Origin of the sequence: Actinokineospora sp. UTMC 2448 (assembly GCF_024760565.1) — a bacterium.
GTDB classification, from domain to species: Bacteria; Actinomycetota; Actinomycetes; order Mycobacteriales; family Pseudonocardiaceae; genus Actinokineospora; species Actinokineospora fastidiosa.
In genome coordinates this window covers 189,389-210,774 of sequence record NZ_CP031087.1, presented here as the reverse complement: position 1 = coordinate 210,774, position 21,386 = coordinate 189,389, and the positions used below count along the sequence as shown (strand labels likewise).

The 21,386-nt window shown below is 72.7% G+C and carries 19 protein-coding genes and 2 tRNA genes; 10 read left to right on the top strand and 11 right to left on the bottom strand.

Annotation, left to right across the window (positions count from 1 at the left end; translation table 11 throughout):
• The first annotated feature begins 73 nt into the window (after positions 1-73).
• Positions 74-1,999 carry a fibronectin type III domain-containing protein gene (locus Actkin_RS01070; RefSeq protein ID WP_258905517.1) on the top strand — a complete coding sequence of 642 codons (1,926 nt, stop codon included), beginning with the start codon at positions 74-76 and terminating at the stop codon, positions 1,997-1,999.
• On the opposite strand, the gene Actkin_RS01065 is transcribed toward Actkin_RS01070, so the two are convergent.
• The 4 genes from Actkin_RS01065 to Actkin_RS01050 form a co-directional block, all read right to left on the bottom strand.
• Positions 1,996-2,628 carry a putative glycolipid-binding domain-containing protein gene (locus Actkin_RS01065; protein WP_258905516.1) on the bottom strand — a complete coding sequence of 211 codons (633 nt, stop codon included), beginning with the start codon at positions 2,626-2,628 and terminating at the stop codon, positions 1,996-1,998. The genes Actkin_RS01070 and Actkin_RS01065 overlap by 4 nt on opposite strands.
• The gene (locus Actkin_RS01060) at positions 2,625-2,846 is read right to left on the bottom strand and encodes an antitoxin (RefSeq protein WP_258905515.1); all 222 of its coding nucleotides are present in this window, start codon (positions 2,844-2,846) and stop codon (positions 2,625-2,627) included. The genes Actkin_RS01065 and Actkin_RS01060 overlap by 4 nt, the downstream gene beginning before the upstream one ends.
• A gap of 84 nt (positions 2,847-2,930) precedes the next feature.
• Positions 2,931-4,820 (bottom strand): FUSC family protein, encoded by a 1,890-nt coding sequence (locus Actkin_RS01055; RefSeq protein ID WP_258905514.1) that lies wholly within the window; start codon positions 4,818-4,820, stop codon positions 2,931-2,933.
• A 69-nt stretch (positions 4,821-4,889) separates the two neighbouring features.
• Positions 4,890-6,080, bottom strand: a complete 1,191-nt coding sequence (locus Actkin_RS01050) for a thioester domain-containing protein (RefSeq protein ID WP_258905513.1) — start codon at positions 6,078-6,080, stop codon at positions 4,890-4,892.
• Between the two features lie 306 nt (positions 6,081-6,386).
• Here Actkin_RS01050 and Actkin_RS01045 point away from each other — a divergent pair, with 306 nt between their 5' ends.
• The gene (locus tag Actkin_RS01045; protein ID WP_258905512.1) at positions 6,387-7,097 is read left to right on the top strand and encodes a DUF8017 domain-containing protein; all 711 of its coding nucleotides are present in this window, start codon (positions 6,387-6,389) and stop codon (positions 7,095-7,097) included.
• On the opposite strand, the gene Actkin_RS01040 is transcribed toward Actkin_RS01045, so the two are convergent.
• Both Actkin_RS01040 and Actkin_RS01035 read right to left on the bottom strand, forming a co-directional pair.
• A complete protein-coding gene (locus Actkin_RS01040) occupies positions 7,094-8,749 on the bottom strand; it encodes a DUF885 domain-containing protein (protein WP_258905509.1) in 1,656 nt (551 codons plus the stop codon). The genes Actkin_RS01045 and Actkin_RS01040 overlap by 4 nt on opposite strands.
• Before the next feature lie 20 nt (positions 8,750-8,769).
• Positions 8,770-9,246, bottom strand: coding sequence for a GbsR/MarR family transcriptional regulator (locus Actkin_RS01035; RefSeq protein ID WP_229786543.1), 477 nt, complete (start codon positions 9,244-9,246; stop codon positions 8,770-8,772).
• Between the two features lie 74 nt (positions 9,247-9,320).
• On the opposite strand from Actkin_RS01035, the gene Actkin_RS01030 reads away from it, so the two are divergent.
• From Actkin_RS01030 to Actkin_RS01010, 5 genes are all read left to right on the top strand, one after another.
• On the top strand, positions 9,321-10,208 hold the full coding sequence (locus Actkin_RS01030) for an ABC transporter ATP-binding protein (RefSeq protein WP_189208853.1): 888 nt from the start codon (positions 9,321-9,323) through the stop codon (positions 10,206-10,208).
• A gap of 127 nt (positions 10,209-10,335) precedes the next feature.
• Positions 10,336-11,913: an ABC transporter permease gene (locus tag Actkin_RS01025; RefSeq protein WP_258905504.1), complete on the top strand. Its 1,578-nt coding sequence runs from the start codon at positions 10,336-10,338 to the stop codon at positions 11,911-11,913.
• 133 nt (positions 11,914-12,046) lie between these two features.
• Positions 12,047-13,240 carry an MFS transporter gene (locus Actkin_RS01020; protein ID WP_308425831.1) on the top strand — a complete coding sequence of 398 codons (1,194 nt, stop codon included), beginning with the start codon at positions 12,047-12,049 and terminating at the stop codon, positions 13,238-13,240.
• Between the two features lie 117 nt (positions 13,241-13,357).
• Positions 13,358-13,525, top strand: a complete 168-nt coding sequence (locus Actkin_RS01015) for a hypothetical protein (protein WP_189208854.1) — start codon at positions 13,358-13,360, stop codon at positions 13,523-13,525.
• A gap of 53 nt (positions 13,526-13,578) precedes the next feature.
• A complete protein-coding gene (locus Actkin_RS01010; protein WP_258905503.1) occupies positions 13,579-14,055 on the top strand; it encodes a hypothetical protein in 477 nt (158 codons plus the stop codon).
• A gap of 975 nt (positions 14,056-15,030) precedes the next feature.
• Here Actkin_RS01010 and Actkin_RS01005 read toward each other — a convergent pair.
• Together Actkin_RS01005 and Actkin_RS01000 are read right to left on the bottom strand one after the other, a co-directional pair.
• Positions 15,031-16,197, bottom strand: coding sequence for an LLM class flavin-dependent oxidoreductase (locus Actkin_RS01005; protein ID WP_258905502.1), 1,167 nt, complete (start codon positions 16,195-16,197; stop codon positions 15,031-15,033).
• Entirely contained in the window at positions 16,194-17,204 is a 1,011-nt protein-coding gene (locus tag Actkin_RS01000) for a helix-turn-helix transcriptional regulator (RefSeq protein WP_258905501.1), read from the bottom strand. The genes Actkin_RS01005 and Actkin_RS01000 overlap by 4 nt, the downstream gene beginning before the upstream one ends.
• Before the next feature lie 62 nt (positions 17,205-17,266).
• Here Actkin_RS01000 and Actkin_RS00995 point away from each other — a divergent pair, with 62 nt between their 5' ends.
• Positions 17,267-18,418: an epoxide hydrolase family protein gene (locus Actkin_RS00995; RefSeq protein ID WP_258905500.1), complete on the top strand. Its 1,152-nt coding sequence runs from the start codon at positions 17,267-17,269 to the stop codon at positions 18,416-18,418.
• Between the two features lie 39 nt (positions 18,419-18,457).
• Here Actkin_RS00995 and Actkin_RS00990 read toward each other — a convergent pair whose 3' ends face one another.
• The 3 genes from Actkin_RS00990 to Actkin_RS00980 all read right to left on the bottom strand — a co-directional run bounded on the left by Actkin_RS00990 (position 18,458) and on the right by Actkin_RS00980 (position 19,731).
• Positions 18,458-19,411 carry an asparaginase gene (locus Actkin_RS00990; protein WP_258908092.1) on the bottom strand — a complete coding sequence of 318 codons (954 nt, stop codon included), beginning with the start codon at positions 19,409-19,411 and terminating at the stop codon, positions 18,458-18,460.
• 123 nt (positions 19,412-19,534) lie between these two features.
• A tRNA-Arg gene (locus Actkin_RS00985) sits at positions 19,535-19,607 on the bottom strand.
• Between the two features lie 34 nt (positions 19,608-19,641).
• A tRNA-Ser gene (locus Actkin_RS00980) sits at positions 19,642-19,731 on the bottom strand.
• A gap of 206 nt (positions 19,732-19,937) precedes the next feature.
• Here Actkin_RS00980 and Actkin_RS00975 point away from each other — a divergent pair.
• Both Actkin_RS00975 and Actkin_RS00970 read left to right on the top strand, forming a co-directional pair.
• Positions 19,938-20,702 (top strand): CoA transferase subunit A, encoded by a 765-nt coding sequence (locus Actkin_RS00975; RefSeq protein WP_258905499.1) that lies wholly within the window; start codon positions 19,938-19,940, stop codon positions 20,700-20,702.
• 1 nt (position 20,703) lies between these two features.
• Positions 20,704-21,357, top strand: a complete 654-nt coding sequence (locus Actkin_RS00970; protein ID WP_258905497.1) for a CoA transferase subunit B — start codon at positions 20,704-20,706, stop codon at positions 21,355-21,357.
• Positions 21,358-21,386 lie beyond the last annotated feature (29 nt).

The window sequence follows — 21,386 nt, the reverse complement described above, 5'->3', positions numbered from 1 at the left end:
TCCGAAAAGAACCGGAGATTGCGGGTCGGCAACGAAACCGTGACACACGCCGCACGGGTCTTACCTTGACCCCGTGGATCACCAGCCGTCCCCGCCGAGTCGGGTCCGCCGGGTCGCGGCGGTCGCCGCGTCGCTGGTGGTCATCGGCGTGGCGGTGGTCGTGCTGCGGGAGCCGGAGGCCGCCGACGGCGGGCCGCGGCCCGTGCCGCCGCCGCAGACCACGGTCGCCTCCTACGCCGGCGACGGCGTGCTCCTGCCCGCGCCGGAGGGCGCGCCGGTCCAGCCCGAGCGCGTCGAGGTGACGCCCGGGCCGGAGCGGCTCAAGCTGGCCTGGGCGCCGGTCGAGGACGCCGTCGGCTACGAGGTCCGCTGGGCGGACCGGACGCGGCTGGTGGGCCAGCCGACGACCCAGCTCGACGGGCTGGAGAACGGCCTGCCGTACACCGTCGAGGTGCGCAGCGTCGGCAAGCACGGCGAGCGGTCCCTGGCCACCATCGCCCAGGGCGCCCCGGCGGCCGCCGACGAGACGGGCTGGACGTTCTCCGACGACTTCGACGAGTCCGCGCCGCACCCGGGCCGCTGGCGGTTCACCAGCGTCTCCCGCTGCGGGAGCGCCGTGCCCGGGACCGGGGACGACGCGCGCAGGCTGGTCATCACCGCCCAGTGCGGCAGCGAGCCGGTCTCGCTGGCGGCGCGCACGCCGCTTCGGCTCAGCGACGGCCCCGGCGAGCTGGGCCGGTTCGTCGTCGACACCGACCAGCCGGGACTCGCGGGCGAGCTGGTGCTCGACCTGGTCCCCGGCCCGGTCGACCAGATCGGCCCCACCACCAGCCGCCCGGGGCGGCCCGGCAAGGCGCAGGACGACAAGGCGCTGCCGCCGGGGGCCATCCGGGTGCGCATCGCGACCCACGCGGACGAGGCCACGACCGCGCAGGTGCTCGTCGCGCCCGGAACCCCCCGGAAGGGGGAGCCGGTGCGCATCTCGACGGTGCCGCGCGCCGGGATCGGGGTCACCGCCCGCTGGGAGGTTGTCCTGCACACCGACGGCGTGCGCGTGCTGCGCGACGGCCTGGTCGTGGGCGCTGGCGACGTCGTGCCGGCCTGGCGCGAGGCCACGGCGCTGGTCAGCCTCACCGGCGGGCGCACAGGGGTGCGGGCGGCGGTCGACTTCGTCGGCTTCCGCGGCGCCCCCACCACGACCCCGGCGCTGGTGCCCGCGCCCGTGCTCGACCCCGGCCAGGTCGTCTCGACCAGCCGCTCGCCGCAGACCCCGTCCGGCGGCGCGCTCGTCAAGGGCGTCTCCGGCGGCAGGCTGCTGCTCACCCTGGTCCCGCAGAACGCCCCGGACGAGCGCGCCGACGACGTGTTCACGGTGGAGATCGGCGGGAAGGAGTTCCCGGCCCGGCCCGCGGTGCCCGGCCAGCCGCTGATCCGCGGCGTGCGCTACCCGGTCGTGGCCGACCTGCCCGCCGACGCGCTGATCCTGCGCGCCGACGGCGAGACGCTGCCGCTGCGGGTGCGCGGCCCGGCCCACCCCGGCCGCGCGGCCACCCGGGTCATCGCCGCGCACCTGGAGCTGACCCCGCGCCCCGGCGACCCGCCGCCGCTGGTCGCGCTGGACGTCGAGCCGCAGGAGCGCACCCGTCCCGCGCTGGCCCGCCCGGGCGCGGTCCTGCTGGACGCGGCGGGCGAGGCGCTGCCCGAGGGCGCGGTCGCCCCGCGCGGCAGGCTGGTGGTCGAGATGACCCTGGACGCGGTCGGCGGCCAGCAGATCGGCGGCGAGCTCGCGGGCCTCGCGGGCGTGGAGGTCCGGCTGGACCGCACCCGCCTCGCGGGCATCCCGACGGTGGTCGACGGCCCGGGCATCGGCGGCACGTGGCGGATCGCCATCGACACCACGGCCCTGCCCGCGGGCAGGCACTCCATCGAGGTGCGCGCGGTCGGCGTGGACGCCCGCTCGGCGTTCGCCGTGGCGTACACGCCGTTCGAGCTGGCCTAGATTCGGGACGCGACGCCCGGGTAGTCGACGACGATCCCGTCGCGGTCGACGCGGATGCGGGAGGTCGCGCCGCCGCGGGTCAGGTCGATCGTGGCGGAGTCGTCGTCCAGCGAGACCGTGCGGTAGACGTGGCGGACCACCGACACCGCCAGGTCGGGCAGGGACACCGACACCACGGGGATCTCGAACTCCCCCTCTTCGCGGTGCAGGCGCAGGTGGCGCACCGGCAGGGTGGTGAAGGTGACCGCGCCGACGACGTCCACGGTGACCGAGCCGTCGAAGTCGGCGCGCTGGGACGTGCCGTCGTGGTCGACCAGCCAGAGGCCGTCCTCGGTGCGGCTGATGGACAGCTGGCGCTCGTGCTCGGCGGTCGTGGTGCGCAGCAGCACCCGGCCCGCGGCGTCGCTCTTGTCGACGGAGGCCTCGAAGGAGGCGCTGTAGGGCTCGGTCCCGATGTGCGGGTCGGCGGCGGCGACCAGGCGGCCGTAGACGCGCAGCCGGTTCTCGCCCATGAGCACGCGCACGGACTCCAGGCGGGCCGGGTCGGCGCCCTGCCAGGTGTGGACGACGGGTTTGCCGGAGCGGGCGGCCTCGGCCGCCCGCTCCGCGGGGATCTGTTCTGGAGTCACGCCTCGTTACCTGGCTGGGGAGTGTCGGGGTTGTCGGGCCGGGGGTTCTCCGGCGTCCACTGCTGGATCCGGTCGACGGCCTGGTCGATCTGCTCGTCGTGGCCGAACTTGCGCTTGGCGAACTCGCCCGCCTTCTCGGCCGCGCTGTCGATCTTGTCGCCGTGCTGCTCCGCGAGGTCCTCGGCCCGCTTCTTCAGCTCGTTGAAGTCGATGCCCACTGCATCCTCCTCCACTTCGGCGAGCCCTTGGGCAGAGTACCCAAAGGGTCCCGCACAGCCCACTGCCGTAATGGCCGAACCTACTCAGTCCGGCCGATCCCGCGACTCGGCGAGACCGGGGCCCCGCAGGACCCCGCGCACGGCGCGGACCTCGGCGGACACCCGATCGAGCGGCGGCTCGGCAGGCAGGTCGCGGGCCGTGGTCACCCGCTGCTCGCGGACGGCGGCCGCGGCGTCGCGCACCGCGTCGGCCAGGGCGGCGACGTCCGCGGGGGCCGCGGGACCGACGCGGGCGGCGGCGAGCACGGCGCCGGTGACGGCGTCGGTCAGCCGCTCCATCGTCATGATCACCGGCCACCAGGCGGCGGCCTGCCTGCCCGCGTGGAACGGCTCGACCAGCGCCTGCTGGAACGTCGTCCGCAGGTCGGCCAGCGCGCGGTAGGCGGAGCGGCGCAGGTCGGAGCGGTGCGTCGGCCGCGGGCCCAGGGCGTCGGCGAGGTAGTCGGCGAGCAGGTCGAGCGCGTCGGCCAGGTCGGAGCCGACCCTGGGCTTGCGCGCGCCCGGCCAGAGCAGGTAGCCGAAGACGAGCACGATCGCGCAGCCCAGCGCGGTGTCCAGCAGCCGCGCGCCGACCAGGCTCCACTCGCCCGCGTTGGCCAGGTCGAGCTGCACGATCACCAGCGGCGTGACGAACGTGCTGAACATGCCGTAGTTGCGCACCTGCCCGATCGGCAGGCACAGCGCCACCGCGGCCACGATGGGCACCAGCAGCCAGGCAGGCGGGTCCGCGGCCAGCAGCGCCGCACCGAGCAGCACCCCGGCCGCGGTGCCCAGGCCGCGCAGCACCGCCCGGCCGAACACCGAGCCGAAGTCGGGCTTGAGCACGATGGCCACGGTCAGCGGCACCCAGAACGAGTGCTCCAGCGGCAGCGCCTCGCCCGCGACGACGGCCAGCCCGACGCACAGGGCCAGCCGCGCCACGTGCGACCAGGTGACCGCGCCGAGCGCGACGGTGTCCCACCACTCGCGGGCGCGCTCGCCGAGCGGCCGCTCCCGCTCCCGCCGGTCGGTGTCGTCGCCGCTGCGCCGGAACTCGGCGACCGCGCACAGGCCCGCGTGCAGCTGCCGCAGTGCGGGCCCGGCGTCCTCCGGCGGGTCGGGCGGCTCGGCCAGCGGCGTGCGCACGCGGATGCGCAGCGCGGTGTCGAACAGGTACGCGACCACGGTGGGCGGCGCGGGCCTGCCCGCGTTGACCAGGGCGACAGCCGCCTCGATGACCGGCGTCGTCTCCGTCAGCAGGACGAACAGCCTGCGGTAGGACCAGTCCCGGCCCGCGAGCCGCGACCGCGCCTCCAGGAGCGCGTCGTAGGCGCGGTCCAGGGCGGCGGTGAGCCTGCGGCGGGCCACCCTGGCCTGTTCGGTGCCGCTGGCCGCCAGCATCGCCGCCAGGTCCTCGTACACCTCGGCGACGGCCTCGCGCTCCACCGCCGCCCCGCGCACCGGCCACGCCGCCAGCGCCAGCAGCACCGCGAACAGCGCTCCCGCGGCGAAGCAGCCCGTGGCCAGCCACGGGTCCGCCTGCTGGCCGGTGCCCACGGTGGCGAAGACGAGCAGCTGCAGCCCGGCCACCGACGCCGTGCTGCCCGACGCGCTGATGAACGCCGACGCGGCCGCCACGAGCACCAGCCAGGCCGGATGGACGTGGGTGCCGATCAGATAGCCGATCGCGCCCAGCACGGCGGCGGCGACCATCCGCTGGGCGCGGTGGGCGTAGGGGCCGTCGGTGTCGGCGAAGGTGACGCACAGGGCGCCGATCGACACCAGCACGCCGATCTCGCCGTGTCCGAGCGCCAGGCCCACGGCGATGGGCCCGGCGAGCCCGACGGCCGCGCGCGCCGCGCGCTTCCACGGGATCGGGACCGGGTTCTGGCTGAGCAGTCCACGGAGCCAGTGCGGGGCGGCCAGGTCGGTCACGGTCTAGACCGTAAACGGCCGAGTCCCCCGCCCGGGGAACCGGACGGGGGACTCGGCGTGGAGTGCGGGTCAGGCGGTCTTGCGGCGGCGCTGCCAGATCAGCGCGCCCGCGCCCGCGCCCAGCAGGCCGACGCCCACCAGGACCGGGACCAGGATGTTGGCGCCGGTGTCGGGCAGGTCGTCACCGGGGACCGGCGGCGCGGGGGTGGTGCTCGGCGCCGGGGCCTCGGTCGTCGTGGACGGCGCGGGCTCGGTGGTGGTGGTCGGCGTGGTCGTGGTGACCGGCGCCTCCGCCCACTTGACGGCGGCCTCGGCCACGAGCTCGGTCTCCTCGGACTCGGCCACGATCAGCGACTGCGCCGGGCCCCTGCCCTCGCCGTTCTCGTGGTAGCCGTCCACCACGAACAGCCGACCGATGTCCACCTTGGACAGCGTGGACAGCGCGAAGCCGCCCTCGCCCGGCGCCGCGTCCGCCGGGACCTTGACGAACAGCTCGGCGCCGTCGGCGACCTGGGCCGCGTCGGTGACCTCGGTGCCGTCCTTGGTGGTCAGCACGACGCCCTCGGGCAGGTCGGTGAGGACCTCGGCGATCTCGCCGTTGGTGGTCACCTTGAACGGGCCGACCGCCTCGCCCGCCTTGCCCTCGACCGCGTCGGGGTTGATCTCCAGCACCGGGGTCGGCTGCTCGCCCAGGTCCTCGGCGTTGGCGATCAGGTAGTCGTAGAGCGCCAGGATGTCCTGCTCGGCGTCGTCGCGGGCGGACGCGTCGTCGCGGTCGAGCTCGACGCCGTCGCTGAAGTGCCAGATGGCCGCCTGGGTGGCCGAGATGGCCTCGGTCTGCTCCAGGCCCGCCTCGCCCCACTCCAGGTCGAGCGCGTTCAGCTCCTGCAGCGACTTCGCCGGGAAGCCGTGGTGCAGGATCCACTTGATCTTGCCGCGGTTCGCGTGGAAGGGCGAGCCCGGGTTGGGGTAGGCGTCCCACGGGGTCTCGATCATGTCCCGCTGCTGGGTAGCGCCGACGTGGAACTCCACGCAGTAGACCTTGAGGTGGCCGCCACCGTTCAGGTCGAGGTGCAGCAGCGACGCCTGGTGCGGGTTCTTGTCGCTGCCCTTGATGTTGAGGCCTTCGCCCTCGATCTTCTTGCCCTCGCTGTTGTCCAGCCGCCCGCTCGCGGCCTCAGCGGCCGCGGGGAGCGCGGCGAAACCCATGAGAAGCGCGGTCGCCGCGACAGCGGCGCCAACACGACCCAGCTTGCCCATGACTGTCCTCTCGGTCTGAGTGCCCCGACTGGCCCGCCCAAATGATCAACTCACCCGAACTGGGGAATGATCAGCCGATCCGGCGATGGCGCACTCTACTGATCAGCCGAATTGGTCCGGACATCGGGGGGTGAATTCACACAAGACGGTCACTCGAACAGACCACGAGGCACTGAGGGCAACTTCAGGAAAGGGACTCTCGACCAGCGTCGCAAGGGCTAGGGTCACGGCGTGCACACGGTGCCGCAGGAGCCGGAACCGCCCGCCTGGCACCAGGATCCGGGCGCGGCGGATCGAGACCGAACCGTGACGGAGCCGCCGTCGCGGCTGCCCGCGACACTCGGCGTCCTGGCGATCATCGCAATTGTCGCCGCGGTTGTGGCAATTGTGATCGTGCACGGCGGTGGCGAACCCGGTGTCGCGGTTCCGACGCCCTCGACGACGGCTACCAGCGCAGGCCCGGCGGGCGATTCGGTGGTGATCGACAATCCGGACGCCCGGCTGTCCTATCGGCTGCCGTCGGGCTGGGTCGCCGAGCCGGATTCGGCGCCGGAGATCCTGGGCGTGCGGTTCACCGGAGCGGCCGCGTACGGCGGCTACGACTGCGGCGGGAAGGCGTACAGCCGCGCCGTCGTCTTCAGCGCGGCCGTCCAGAGCAGATCGGACAAGCGGCTGGACCTGCGCGAGACCGGACACCGCTTCGCCGCCGAGATCGCCGCGCGGTTCCTCGCCGCCCCCGACACCGCGCCCACCGACGGCGAGATCACCGAATACGACGGCCACACAGGACTGGTGATGACGCTCCCGGTCACCATCCCCTCGGCCGACCCCGACTGCGAGGCCACCGAGGGAACGGTGACCGTCCTGGCGGTCGACCTGGACAACGCCACGGCGACCACCAAGCGCGGCATCGCGCTGCTGGTCCACGTCCAGGACACGGCGGGCGGGCCGGACGAGCCCGCCCCGCCGCCCGCCGCCGATGTCCAGGCGATCATCGACAGCCTCGCCGTCGACTAGCCCTGCCAGCCCCGCACGACCTCGTCCAGCACGGACAGCGGCAGCATCCCGTTGCCCAGCACGACGTCGTGGAAGCCGCGGATGTCGAACCGCTCGCCCAGCCGCGCCTCCGCCTCCCGCCGGATGCGCTGGATCTCCAGCCTGCCGACCATGTACGACAGCGCCTGGCCCGGGTAGGCGATGTAGCGGTCGACCTCGGCGTTGATGTCCACCGCCGAGAGCGGGGTGTTCTCCCGCAGGTAGGCCACCGCCTGCTCGCGGCTCCAGCCCTTGGCGTGCAAGCCGGTGTCGACCACGAGCCTGCCCGCGCGCATGGAGTCCATGGCGAGCATGCCGATGCGCGCCACGTCGTCGGAGTACAGGCCCATCTCCTCGGCGAGGCGCTCGGTGTAGAGGCCCCAGCCCTCGGTGTAGGCGTTGACGTCGGCGATGCGCCGCAGCAGCGGCAGGTCCAACTCCAGCGCGATGGTCAGCTGGAAGTGGTGCCCCGGCACGGCCTCGTGGAAGGCGGTCACCTCGGACAGGAACCGGTCGCGCTTCTCGGCCTCGTGGGTGTTGGCGTAGTAGACGCCCGGCCGCAGCCCGTCCATCGAGGGCTGCATGTAGTACGCGGCGGGCGCGCCCGCGGCCTCGTTGGCGGGGACCGCCTCGACCTGGCAGCGCTGGCTGGGCAGCCTGCCGAACCACTGCGGCGCCACGGCCTCGGCGCGCTCGATGCAGGCGCGGGCGTGGTTGAGGAGTTCCTCCGCGCTGCTCCACCGCAGGGCGGGGTCCTCGATGAGCCTGCGGAAGATCTCGGCCTGGTCGCGCGTGCCGAAGACCTTCGCGCCCAGCTCGGCGTACTCCTCGCGCAGGCCCGCGATGATGTCGAGGCCGGTCTGGTGCAGCTCGTCCGGCGTGCGGTCGGTGGTGGTGTGCACGCGGACCATGCGCGCGTACGCGGCGTCGCCGTCGGGCAGCGCGCACAGGCCGGGCCGGTCGTCCGGGCGGCCGTGGGCGGCGATCTCGTCGACGAGCGTCTGCCGGTAGCGGGCGAACGCCGGGCGCACGACCTCGGCGACGACGCGCTCGCGCTCGGCCTCGAAGCCGCGGTCCTCGCCGGGCATGGCCTGGGTCAGCAGCGGGTCGGGCCCGTCGGCCAGGTACCGGTCCAGGTGCGCGACCGCGTTGTCCACCAGCCGCCGCACGGGGACCCGGCCTGCGGCGACGCCCTCGCGGTGGCGCTGGGCGTGCGCGTCGAGGTGGGCCGGGATGGCGCGGAGCCGGGCCAGGTACGACGTGGCGCGCTCGGCGTCGGGGAGCACGACCATCGGCAGGAACGACAGCAGCCGGGCGGCCGGGCCGACGAACAGGTCGGTGACGGTGTGCTCGGCGAGCCGCGCGTCGATGGCGTCGACGACAGCCTCGGCCTGCTGCGCGACGACCTTGACGGTGACGGCGTCCTGGCCGTCGACGTCGGTCACGGCGGCGGCGCGCTTGGCGATGTCGACGGCGGCGGCGCGGACGCGGGCCTCGGACTCGGCGCTGGGATCGGCCAGCCGCTCGTCGTAGCCGGGAACGCCGAGCAGTGTGGCGAACACCGGCTCGGCGCCGAACTTCAGGGTGGTCAGCTCGTCGGCCAGGGTGGCGGCCGTGTCGCCAGGGGTGGTCATGGCCCGACAGTACGACAGCCTCACCCGGCCCGGTCGCGCCGCTCCTGCGCCCGCCAGCGGTCCAGCATGGCCTCGATCTCGCGCTGCAGGAACTCGAAGAAGCGGCGGCTGGTGTCCAGCCGCTCGGCGGCCGGGCCGGAGCCGAGCGTCTCCACGCCCTCGCGCAGCGCGGTGGTCCAGTTGTCGAGCAGCTTGTCGCGGTTGGTGAACGCCTCCATCCAGCTGTTCTCGCTGACCATGTAGTGGTCGCGCCGCTCCCCCGGCTCGCGGCCCTTCGCCACCAGGCCGACCTGGTCGAGGTAGCGCACGGCACCCGAGACCGCGGCCGGACTCACCCCCAGCGCCGTCCCCAGCTCCGCGGCCGTCATCCGGCCGGAGTCGGTGGTCATCAGGCAGGCGAACACGCGCGCGGGCATCCGCGCCATGCCGCCCTCGGCCAGCAGGAGCGCGAACCGCTCCACGAACCGGGCCACCGCCTGCGGGTCCTTCTCGGTCACTGCCCACCTCCGGCGGTGATATTAGCGGATTCCTAACGTTCACAAATTCGTGAATCCACTGTAGGTTGTGAACCATGAACACCGCAATCTCCGTGTCCGGCCTGGTCAAGACGTTCGGGCGGACCCGCGCGCTGGACGGCCTCGACCTGACGGTGCGGGCCGGGGAGGTGCACGGCTTCCTCGGCCCGAACGGCTCCGGGAAGTCCACGACCATCCGGGTGCTGCTGGGCCTGCTGCGCGCCGACTCCGGCCGGGCGAGCGTCCTCGGCGGCGACCCGTGGCGCGACGCCACGGCGCTGCACCGCCGCCTCGCCTACGTGCCCGGCGACGTCTCGCTGTGGCCGAACCTCTCCGGCGGCGAGGTCATCGACCTGCTCGGCAGGCTGCGCGGCGGGCTGGACAAGCGCCGCCGCGACGAGCTGCTGGAGCGCTTCGACCTCGATCCGCGCAAGAAGGGCCGCACCTACTCCAAGGGCAACCGGCAGAAGGTCGCGCTGGTCGCCGCGCTCGCCTCCGACGTCGAGCTGCTGGTGCTGGACGAGCCGACCTCCGGCCTGGACCCGCTGATGGAGGCGGTGTTCCAGGAATGCGTCGGCGAGGAGCGCGACCGCGGCCGCACCGTGCTGCTGTCCAGCCACATCCTCGCCGAGGTAGAGACCCTGTGCGACCGGGTGAGCATCATCCGGCAGGGCCGCACGGTGGAGACCGGCACGCTGGCCGAGCTGCGCCACCTGACCCGCACGACGATCAGCGCCGAGCTGACCGGCCCGCCCAACGGCCTCGCTGGCCTCGCAGGCGTGCACGACCTGCAGGTCCGCGGCAACCACGTCTCCTTCGACGTCGACACCGCCGCCCTCGACGAGGCCCTCCGCGCGCTGACCCACACCGGCGTGCGCGCGCTGACCAGCCAACCGCCCACCCTCGAGGAACTGTTCCTGCGGCACTACCAGGAGACTCGATGAGGATCTCCGCGCGCGGCCGCCAGCCGCACCCAAGGGGAACGGGACGCAAGCCAGCCACCGGCGCGCAGCCAACCGAGCTGTTCCGCCCCGAGGCGACCAACAGGGGAAAATCCGGGGAGGCGGGACAGTGACCGGAACCTGGAGCCTCATCCGGCTCGCGCTGCGCCGCGACCGCGTCATCCTGCCGATCTGGATCGTGCTGCTCGGGCTGATCCCCATGTCCGGCATCACCGCCTACGAGGAGTTGTTCCCCGACGAGGCGTCGCGCGCGGCGCTGTCGGCGGGCGCGGGCAGCAACCCGGCCATCGCCGTCCTCTTCGGACCCGCCTACGACCTGACCACCGCTGGCGGCTTCACCGCGTGGCGCTTCGGCATGTTCACCGCGCTGTTCATCGCGCTCATGGCGATCTTCACGGTCACCCGGCACACCCGCGCCGAGGAGGACAGCGGGCGGCTTGAGCTGCTGGGCTCGGCGGTCGTCGGACGGCACGCGGCGCTGACCGCCGCGCTCGCCGTGACCTCCGGCGCCGCCCTGGTGATCGGCATGCTGATCGGCGCTGGCTTGACCGGGGCCGGGGTGGCCGCGGGCCCGTCGTTCCTGTTCGGCATGAGCATCGCGGGCACGGGGATCGCGTTCGCGGCGGTCTCGGCGGTGACCGCGCAGTTCACCGAGTACGCGCGCTCGGCCAACGGCATGGCCACGGCCGTGCTCGGGCTGGCGTTCCTGCTGCGCGGCGTCGGCGACTCGACGGTCTCGCTGACCTGGCTGTCCTGGCTCTCGCCGCTGGCGTGGCCGCAGCTGGCCAAGCCGTACGTCGAGGACCGCTGGTGGGTGCTCGTGCTGCCGGTGGCCACGGCGCTGATGATCGGCGCCATCGCCTACGCCCTGACGCCGCGCCGCGACCTCGGGGCGGGCCTGCTGCCGCAGCGGCTCGGCCCGCCGAGCGCGGCGGCGTCGCTGGGCGGCCCGCTCGGCCTGGCCGCGCGGCTGCAGCGCGGCGGGCTCATCGGCTGGGCGATCGGCTTCGCCGCGACCAGCGCGATCTTCGGCTCGATCGCCAACGGCATCACCGACCTGTTCGGGTCCAGCGGCCAGATGACCGAGATCCTGACCAGGATGGGCGGCGCGCAGGCGCTGGTCGACTCGTTCCTGGCGTCCATGGCGGGCATGTTCGGCATCCTCGCCGCCGTCTACGGCGTGCAGGCGGTGCTGCGGATGCGCGCGGAGGAGACGACCGTGCGGGCCGAGCCGGTGCTGGCCGCGGGCGCGAGCAGGCTCGGGTGGAGCGGCGCGCACCTGGTGTTCGCCCTGGGCGGGCCCGCGCTGCTGCTGGTGCTGGCCGGGCTCGGCATGGGCGTCGGGCACGGGCTGCGCACCGACGACCTCGGCACCCAGGTGGGGCACGCGCTGGAGATCAGCCTGGCGCAGCTGCCCGCGGTGTGGATCGTCGCGGGGGCGGCGGCGCTGCTGTTCGGCGTGGCGCCCTCGGTCTCGGTGCCGGGCGCGTGGGCGGTGCTGGCGGTCGTGGTGCTGGTGACGATGTTCGGGCCGGTGCTGCAGGTCGACCAGTGGGTGATGGACATCTCACCGTTCAGCCACGTGCCCCAGAGCTGGGAGGCCGGGCCGCTGCTGGGGCTGACGGCGGTGGCGGCCGTGCTGCTGGCCGCGGCGCTCACCGGCTTCCGGCGGCGCGACATCGGCTGAGGTCAGGGAGCCTTCCCGCGGGGTCCTGGGGGCTCCGCGGGAATGCCGCGTCCGGGGCGGAGGTTGACCCGATCGGGTGGTCACGGCTTATAGTTCGCGTGGCTAACAATCTCTTCTCCTGGGGGTTTCTCGCGTGAGCGTGTCGACGTCGTCCAGACCGGCGACACTGCCCCGCGAGGTGTGGGTGATCATCTCGGCCAACTTCGTGATCGCGATCGGCTTCGGCCTGGTCGCGCCCGCGCTGCCGACCTTCGCCCGCGGCTTCGACGTCAGCGTCACCGCCGCATCCGTCGTCATCAGCGCCTTCGCCGTGGCCCGGCTGGTGTTCGCGCCCGCGGCGGGCAGGCTGGTCACGGTCCTCGGCGAGCGCTGGGTGTACCTGGTCGGGCTGTCGGTCGTCGCGGTCACCACGGGCGCGTGCGCGTTCGCCACGGAGTACTGGCACCTGCTCGTGCTGCGCTGCCTGGCGGGCACCGGGTCGACGATGTTCACCGTCTCCGGCGTCGCGCTGATGCTGCGGCTGACGCCGCCGCTGCTGCGCGGGCGCGCGTCCGGGCACTGGGGCACGAGCTTCCTGCTGGGCAACGTCGCCGGTCCGATCATGGGCGGCGGGCTGATCGCGATCTCGCTGCGCACGCCGTTCCTGGTGTACGCCGGATCGCTGTTCCTCGCGGTGTTCATCGTCTGGTTCGCGCTGCGCAAGTCGACCCTGATGGCGCCCGCGGGCGACTCGGACGTGCCGACGCTGCCGCTGCGGGCGGCGCTGCGCGACAGCGGCTACCGGGCGTCGCTGGCGTCCAGCTTCGCCAACGGGTGGGCGGTGTTCGGCGTGCGCACCGCGCTGATCCCGCTGTTCATCACCGAGGTCCTGCGGCGCGACGAGTCGTTCGCGGGGACGGCGCTGGCGCTGTTCGCCGCGGGCAACGTGGCCATGCTGCTGGTGTCCGGACGGCTGTCGGACCGCATCGGCCGCAAGCCGATGCTCATCACCGGCCTGCTGGTGGCGGGCGCGTCGACGGTGTGGGTGGGCTTCACCGACTCGGTGTTCGAGTTCGTGGTGGCGACCATCGTCGCGGGGCTCGGAACGGGCGTGTACGCGCCGTCCCAGCAGGCCGCGGTGGGCGACGTGCTGGGCAAGGCGCGCGGCGGGCAGGTGCTGGCGGTGTTCCAGATGAGCGCGGACGTGGGCGCCATCCTCGGGCCGATCGTGGCGGGCGTGCTGGCCGACCGGCTGTCGTTCGTCGCCGCCTTCGGCGTCACCGGCGCCCTGCTGCTCGCGGCCGCGCTGGTGTGGCTCCCGGCCCGCGAGACCCTGCCCCGCCCCTGACGGCGCAACCCGCTACTCCGTTGGAGCGCATTCGGCGGCATGATCGGGTCAATCGCGCTGCGCCCCGCCGATTGTGGTGGGACCCTTCGGGGTACCTGTCTGGGACGGAGGCGGGTGATGACGACCTTCTGGATAGTGGCGGCCGCCCTGGTCGTCCTGTACGCCGCTTGGCGCCTGCGACGCGCCAACCACACCCTGCAGACGATCCTGCGCGAGGAACGCGACCGCGTGGAGCCCGCGCAGGGGGATGAGCCGGTGAGTCACCGGGACCGCGAGCGCTGGTGAGGGCCTGTGGATAACTTCCGCGGCGGTTTCGGGGATCGGCTTAGCGTTGGGGTATGGCATTCACTCTTGAGCACACAGCGACCCACCGGACCACGACCTACCGCCTGACCGTCACCGCCGACGAAGGCCAGCTCACCCTCGACCTCCACGGCAGCTCGGAGACGGAGGGCGTCGTCGCCGACGGCACCATCCGCCTCCCGGTGTCCGGCACAGCCGAGACAGCCCGCCTCCTCACCCGAGCCCTCACGGCGGCGGGCGCGTTCGACAGCACCCGAAAACGAGGCACAGCCCCGAACTCCCACGCCCCCTGGACCCAAGACCAGGACACGGCCCTCCGCGCCGACTGGCAGACCTACCAGGAGACCACCCCGGCCACCACAGCCATCCGCGAACTCGCCACCGCCCGCCAACGCTCCCCCGGCTCCATCCGAGCCCGCCTCTCCCGAATCGGCTGCGACCCCGACGTCCCCGGCCGCCTCCTCACCCCCGAAACCGCAGAACTGATCGGCCGAACGACACCCGCCCGGTAACCATCCCCAGGCGATCCACAGCCCCTGTGGATCGCCTGGGCCAACCCCCGCCCCGAGGGAAGGGAGCCTCCACAGAAGCAATAACCGATGACGACCCTCAATCCCCGCACCACGAATGGGCCACACACACCCACTCGCCCACCGGCAGCACCTCACCTCACCAACCACGCCGGACCGAGATCGCCCGCTGCCCAGCCGCACCTCGCATCTGCCTCCCCCTCCAGACATCCCCCCACAGCAGGCCATCCCACCAACCTCACCCGCGCCAACGCGCCGCACCAAGAAACACCCGCTGCCCAACCGCATCCCCCACCTGCCTCCACCTCCAGACACCCCACAGCGGGCCATCGCACCTAACTCACCCCCGCACCTACCGCGCCCCCGGCCACCGCACCGACAGCACTCCGCACCTGGCCTCTTCCTTCACCCTGCTAGCCGACCTCCAAGCCCCGCCAACTCCGGCCCCACCCCACTCACAACGCCTGAAGGACTGCCTCCCCGACCATCCGCGACCGGACCTTGCCGCTGAGCAGCCATCCCTTTCCCAGCTACCACCCCTCGTCCCAGTCCTCCAGCCCAGCCAGCGCCGGCTGAGAGAGCCAGCTCTCAACCTGCCCACTCTGTCCACCCGCACCCAACCCAGGAGCTCGCCCAACCGGACCGCGGAGGCCCCACCGCGCTGATCCGCCGCGCCCGGCCGATACCAAGCGAAGCTCAGCCATGCCCCGCGCCGACTCAGCCGGAGCCGCGTCCAGCCTCCCCGCCGAACCGGAACCGCACCCCGCCTCTCCTCCTCCCGACCAACCCATCCGCTCCCCGACTCCCCGACCGCACCCTGCCTCCCCGACCAACCCACCCGCTCCCCGACCCCACCCCCGCCTCCCCGACCAACCCAACTGCACCCTCACGTTCTGCCCATCCCCAACCGCACCCTCGGTGGCTTCGCGTGAGGTGCGGCTGGGGCTGGCGTGTGGGTCAGGGGCGGTCGAACTCCGGGATCAGTTCGCCGGTCAGGCGGATGCTCGTCATCACCTGCTCGTGGGTCAGGCCGCCGATCTGGTGGAGGCACATGAGGCGGTCGATGCCGAGGTCGGCGTAGGCGCGGAGTTTCTTCCGGCAGGTGTCGGGGGAGCCGACGATCAGGGACTGCTGGGCGCTGAGGACGTCGAAGATCTCCTCGTCCGGCACCGGTTCGCCCTGGATGATGCGGCCGATCAGGGACTGGCCGGGGGTCGGGCCGGTGGTGGCCTCGGCGCGGAGGAACTCGCCTGCCAGGCCGCCGCCCGACGGGTCGGCCATGAGCTGCTGCTGGTGGGCCAGCAGCCGGACGAAGTCCTTGCTGGCCTCGAAGAAGTTCAGCGCGGTCACGGTGTACCACGCGGCCGCCGCGGCGGCGCCGTTGCGCATGGCCTGTTCGTCCGTCTCGGCGCAGTGGACGAAGGTGAAGAAGCCGATCTGGTTGTTCACGAACGCACCCACCGGGTCGGTGCACGCGGCGGCGGCGTCGCGGTAGAGGCGGACCATGCGCTCGACGCGCTCGATCGACTCCCAGAACGTCGTCCCGAGCACGCCGACGCCCCGGCGACCGGCCTCCTCGAACGACGCCGGGCTCGCCGCCGCCTGCCACAGCGGCGGGTGCGGGCTCTGCACCGGCTTCGGCGTGATCGAGACGTCCCGCAGCCGGTAGGTGTCGCTGTCGTGGCTCACCGCGTCCTCGGTCCACAGCCGCGGCACCAGCTCGAACGCCTCGCGCGTCTGCCCGCGCACGTCGTCCGGGTCGATGTTGAACAGCCGCCACTCCGGCACCGTCGACCGCGTCATCCCCAGCTCCACCCGCCCGCCGCTCAGGTGGTCCAGCGTCGCCGCCCGCTCGGCCACCCGCACCGCGTGGTTGAACCGCGACGGCGCCAACACCGCGGCGTGCCCCAACCGGATCCGCGAGGTCACCTGCGACAACGCCGCGAGGAACACCTCCGGCGCCGACGAGAGGCTGAACTCCCCCGCGCCGTGGTGCTCCACCTGCCACCAGCAGCCGTACCCCAGCTCGTCGGCCAACCGGGCCTGCTCGATCGCCTGCCGGAACCGCTCCCCCTCCGATCCCCGCCCGCGGTTCTGGATCTCGTTGAACACATCGATCTTCACCTGGCACCCCTTCCATCCGAGTCACCGACAGGGTCAGCGGAAGGGCCGCCGGTGTTACCGGCCCGCCGATACCGGTCGGCGAGCACGCGCAGGTGGTCGACGAGCTCAGGCGGGCCGTCGACGGTGAAGTCCGCGTCGAGCAGTCCGATGTGGACGGCAAGGCTCGCCACCGTGTCCGCACCCGTGTGCAGCACACAGGTCTCGTCGTCCACCGCCTCGACCGTCCCCACGGCCGGGTTGATCCGCTCCGCCACCACCTCGGCGGGCGCCCGCACCGTCACGCTCGCCCGATACCGCCAAGCGGCGGAGGACACGCCGTGCCGGACCCGGGCGGTCAGGTCCTCGGGCACGTCCCGCGCGGCGAACCGCGGCCCGGTCGGGGTCTTCGGCGTCACCCGGTCGACCCGGAACGTGCGCCAGTCGCCGCGCTGGACGTCCCACGCGACGAGGTACCACCGCCTGCCCCAGTTGACCAGCCGGTACGGCTCGACGACCCGGCGGCTCTCCGTGTCGTCGTGGGCGCGGTAGTCGAACCGCAACTGCTCCCGGTCCCGACAAGCGGCCGCGATGACGGTCAAGACCTCAGCCGACACCCGTGGTCCAGCGTCGTCAGCGGGCACCCGCACGGCATAGGTGTGCAACGTGTTCACCCGCCGCCGCAGGCGGGACGGCAGCACCTGCTCCAGCTTCGCCAGCGCCCGCAACGACGTCTCCTCCACCCCCGTGATCGACCCCGCCGCTGCCGTGCGCAGCCCGATCGCGACCGCGACGGCCTCCTCGTCGTCGAGCAGCAACGGCGGCAGCGCCGCGCCAGCGCCGAGGCGATACCCGCCCGTCGCCCCGCGGTTGGCGTTGACGGGATAGCCGAGGGCACGCAGCCGCTCGACGTCGTTGCGGACGGTCCGGGTGCTCACCGCGAGCCGGTCCGCCAGTTCCGCTCCGGTCCACTCGCGCGGGGTCTGCAGCAGGGAGAGCAGGCGGAGCAGCCGAGCCGAGGTCTCCAACATTCCTCGAACTCTGCCAGACATATAGGAACCAACTGTTCCTAATCGCCTCCTAGATTGATCCCATGAGCACCGAGATCAAGCCCTTCCGGATCGACGTCCCCCAGGCCGACCTCGACGACCTCGCCGACCGGCTCGCCCGCGTCCGCTGGACCGAGGAACTGCCCGCCGACCAGGTCACCGACGGCGTGCGGCGCGGCCCGGTCGAGCCCGGATGGGAGTACGGCGTGCCGCTGTCGTACGTCAAGCGCCTCGTCGACCGCTGGCGCACCGGCTACGACTGGCGGGAGTGGGAGGCGGCGCTGAACGCCTACCCGCAGTTCACGACCGAGATCGACGGCCAGAACATCCACTTCCTGCACGTGCGCTCGCCCGAGCCGGACGCGACGCCGCTGATCCTCACCCACGGCTGGCCCAACACGATCGCCGAGTTCCTGGACGTCATCGGCCCGCTGACCGACCCGCGCGCCCACGGCGGCGACCCCGCGCAGGCGTTCCACGTCGTCATCCCGTCCCTGCCCGGCTTCGCCTTCAGCGTCCCGACGCGGGAGAAGGGCTGGAACCGCCACCGCACCGCCCGCGCGTGGGCCGAGCTGATGCGGCGCCTCGGCTACGACCGCTACGGCGCGCACGGCAACGACGCAGGCGCCCTCGTCGCCCCGGAACTCGGCCGGATCGCGCCGGACCAGGTGATCGGGGTCCACGTCACCCAGCTGTTCTCGTTCCCGTCCGGCGACCCCGCCGAGTTCGAGGGCATGACCGCAGACGATCTGGCGCACCTGCAGTTCCTGCAGAGCTTCAACGACGAGATGTCCGCCTTCGCCCAACTGCAGGCGACCAAGCCGCAGAACCTCGCGCACGCCCTCGCCGACTCCCCCACCGGCCAGCTCGCCTGGACCGCGCAACTGCTCGCGGGCACCAGCGACGACCACGTCCTGACCAACGCGACGATCTACTGGCTGACCAACACCGCCGCGTCATCGGCCCGCTTCTACTACGAGGACCGGCACACCACGCACCCCACCGAGCCGACGACCACCCCGACCGGCCTGGCCAGCTTCGCCCACGACTTCACCCCGCTGCGGCGCTTCGCCGAACGCGACCACGCGGCCATCGTGTCGTGGAACGAGTACGACCGCGGCGGCCACTGGTCCGCCCAGGACGCCCCGGACCTGCTGGTCCAGGACATCCGCGGGTTCTTCGCCGGACTCGGCTGACCGCCGGGGCCGTGCCGTGGGCGACCACGGCACGGCCCGTCACGCGTTCTCGGCGAAGACCGCCCGGACGGCGTCGGTGTCAAACCCGCAGGAGAGCAGGTGGTGCAGCAGGATCCGGGCCTTGTAGGCGTCGAGGAACCCGGCGGAGATCAGCCCGCGCCCCAGCAGATCGGACTCCGAGCCGCGGAACCCGTACGTGGTCGCGAGCACCGAGCCACCCCCGGTGCGCGACGCCAGCACCACCGGCATCCGCGCCGCGAGCCCGCTCACCACCTCGACCACGCCCTCGGGAACATGCCCCGCGCCGAACGCCGCCACCACGATCCCGTCGACGCGGTCGGCGATCGCCTCCAACACCACGCCCGTGTCGCCCAACACCATGGGAACCACAGCCACCGTGACGTCCCGCGACTCGGCCGACCGCGGCACCGACGTCCGCCTCACGGGCCGGTTCACCACCCGCACCCGGCCTTCCACGACATACCCCAACGGCCCGCCGTTGACGGACTGGAACGTCGCACAACTCGACGTGTGCGTCTTCCGAACCCGCCGCGCCGCGTGGATCTCGTCGGCGAACACCACCACCGCCCCCAACCCCCGGGCCTCCTCACTGGCGGCGGTCTGGATGGCGGCCAGCAGATTCGCGGGCCCGTCGGCCCCCGCCAACGTCGGATTGCGCATAGCCCCCGTGACCACGACGGGCTCATCGCGCGAGAGCAGGAGGTCGAGCAGGAACGCGGTCTCCTCGATGGTGTCCGTCCCCTGCGTCACCACGACACCCGCGGAGCACTTCTCGATCTCGGCCGCCACCGCGTAGACGTCGGCGAGCGACACCGCCGCCCCCGGCACCCGCCGGAAGTCCCGCACCTCGACCGAGATCCCCGTCTCCGCCAACCCAGGCACGGCCGCCACCAACTGCCCGGCCGACAACGCGGGCACCACCCCACCCGGCCCATCCGCCGTCATCGCGATGGTCCCGCCAAGCCCGAACACCACAACCCGCGAATCGCCAGCCACCACTGTCCTCCCGCCCGAAGGGATCCCCGTCACACCCCCAAGACGGGACCAGGGCCCGTTCCGTTTCCGGAACCGGGCCCTGACCTGGACTTGCTGTTGCGCGCCCGAAGGGATTCGAACCCCTAACCTTCTGATCCGTAGTCAGATGCTCTATCCGTTGAGCTACGGGCGCATGTTCAGTTGTCACCCGGCGAGCCGGGTGTCAGCGGAGGCTCCGGGATTTGAACCCGGGAGGGGTGATAAACCCCAACCGCATTAGCAGTGCGGCGCCATAGACCAGACTAGGCGAAGCCTCCCGGGGCCCCAGGCCGCTGGCGGTAAGACTACACAGGGGGTGTCCGCCAGGGCAAAACGCCCCCCTCCTCTTCGATTGTGCGCAGGTCAGGGGCCAGGTGGCGGGCACCATGGGCCGGGTGGGGGATATGGGGGTCGCGGACACTCCGGGAACCGGCTCCTCGGCACTAGAGTCGCGACTGCCACACCCAGAAGGAGGGGCAACGAGATGGACAAAGTCGTCCGCAGCGCTGCTGAGGCGGTCGCCGACATCGCGGACAACGCGAGCTTGGCGGTGGGCGGGTTCGGGTTGTGCGGGATACCCAGCGAGCTGATCAAAGCGCTGCTCGACAAGGGCGTCACGGGGCTGGACGTGACGTCCAACAACTGCGGCGTCGACGAGTGGGGGCTCGGACTGCTCCTGCGCGAGCGGCGGATCGCGCGGATGACCAGTTCCTACGTCGGGGAGAACAAGGAGTTCGCCCGGCAGTACCTCTCCGGGGAGCTGGAGGTGGAGCTGACGCCGCAGGGCACGCTGGCCGAGCGGCTGCGGGCGGGCGGCACCGGCATCCCCGCCTTCTTCACCCGCACCGGCGTCGGCACGCAGGTCGCCGACGGCGGGGTGCCGTGGAAGTACGACGGCGACGGCGGCGTCGCCGTGGCCTCCCCGCCCAAGGAGGTGCGGGAGTTCGACGGCCTGGAGTACGTCATGGAGCGGGCGATCGTCACCGACTTCGCCCTGGTCCGGGCGTGGAAGGGCGACCGGCACGGCAACCTGGTGTTCCACGCGTCCGCGCGGAACTTCAACCCGCTGTGCGCGATGGCGGGGCGGATCAGCATCGCCGAGGTCGAGCACCTGGTCGAGCCGGGCGAGATCGAGCCGGACCAGGTGCACCTGCCGGGGATCTTCGTGCAGCGGGTGGTCCCGCTGACGCCCGAGCAGGCCGCCGACAAGCGCGTCGAGCGCCGGACCGTCCGCCAGAAGGGGGCATGACATGCCGCTGACCCGTGAGCAGATGGCGGCCCGCGCCGCCGCGGAGCTGACCGACGGCTCCTACGTCAACCTGGGCATCGGCCTGCCGACCCTGGTGCCGAACTACGTGCCCGACGACGTCGAGATCGTCCTGCAGTCCGAGAACGGCATCCTCGGCGTCGGCGCGTACCCGTACGAGGGCGAGGAGGACCCCGACGTCATCAACGCGGGCAAGGAGACGGTGACCCTGCGCAAGGGCGCCTCCTACTTCGACTCCGCCCTGTCCTTCGCGATGATCCGCGGCGGCAAGGTGGACGCGGCGATCCTGGGCTCGATGCAGGTCTCCAAGCACGGCGACATGGCCAACTGGATGATCCCGGGCAAGATGATCAAGGGCATGGGCGGCGCGATGGACCTGGTCCACGGCGCCAAGCTGCTCATCGTGCTGATGGAGCACGTGGCCAAGGACGGCACGTACAAGATCGTGAACGAGTGCTCGCTGCCCTACACCGGCAAGCGGGTGGCGCACAAGATCATCACCGATCTGGCGGTCATCGACATCACCGACCGCGGGCTGATTCTGCGCGAGCTCGCGCCCGGCGTCACCGAGGACGAGGTGCGGGAGAAGACCGAGCCCGAGCTGATCGTCGAGGGCCCGCTCAAGTCGATGGTGTGAGCGAGTGGGGCGGGCGGGTCCGCCCGCCC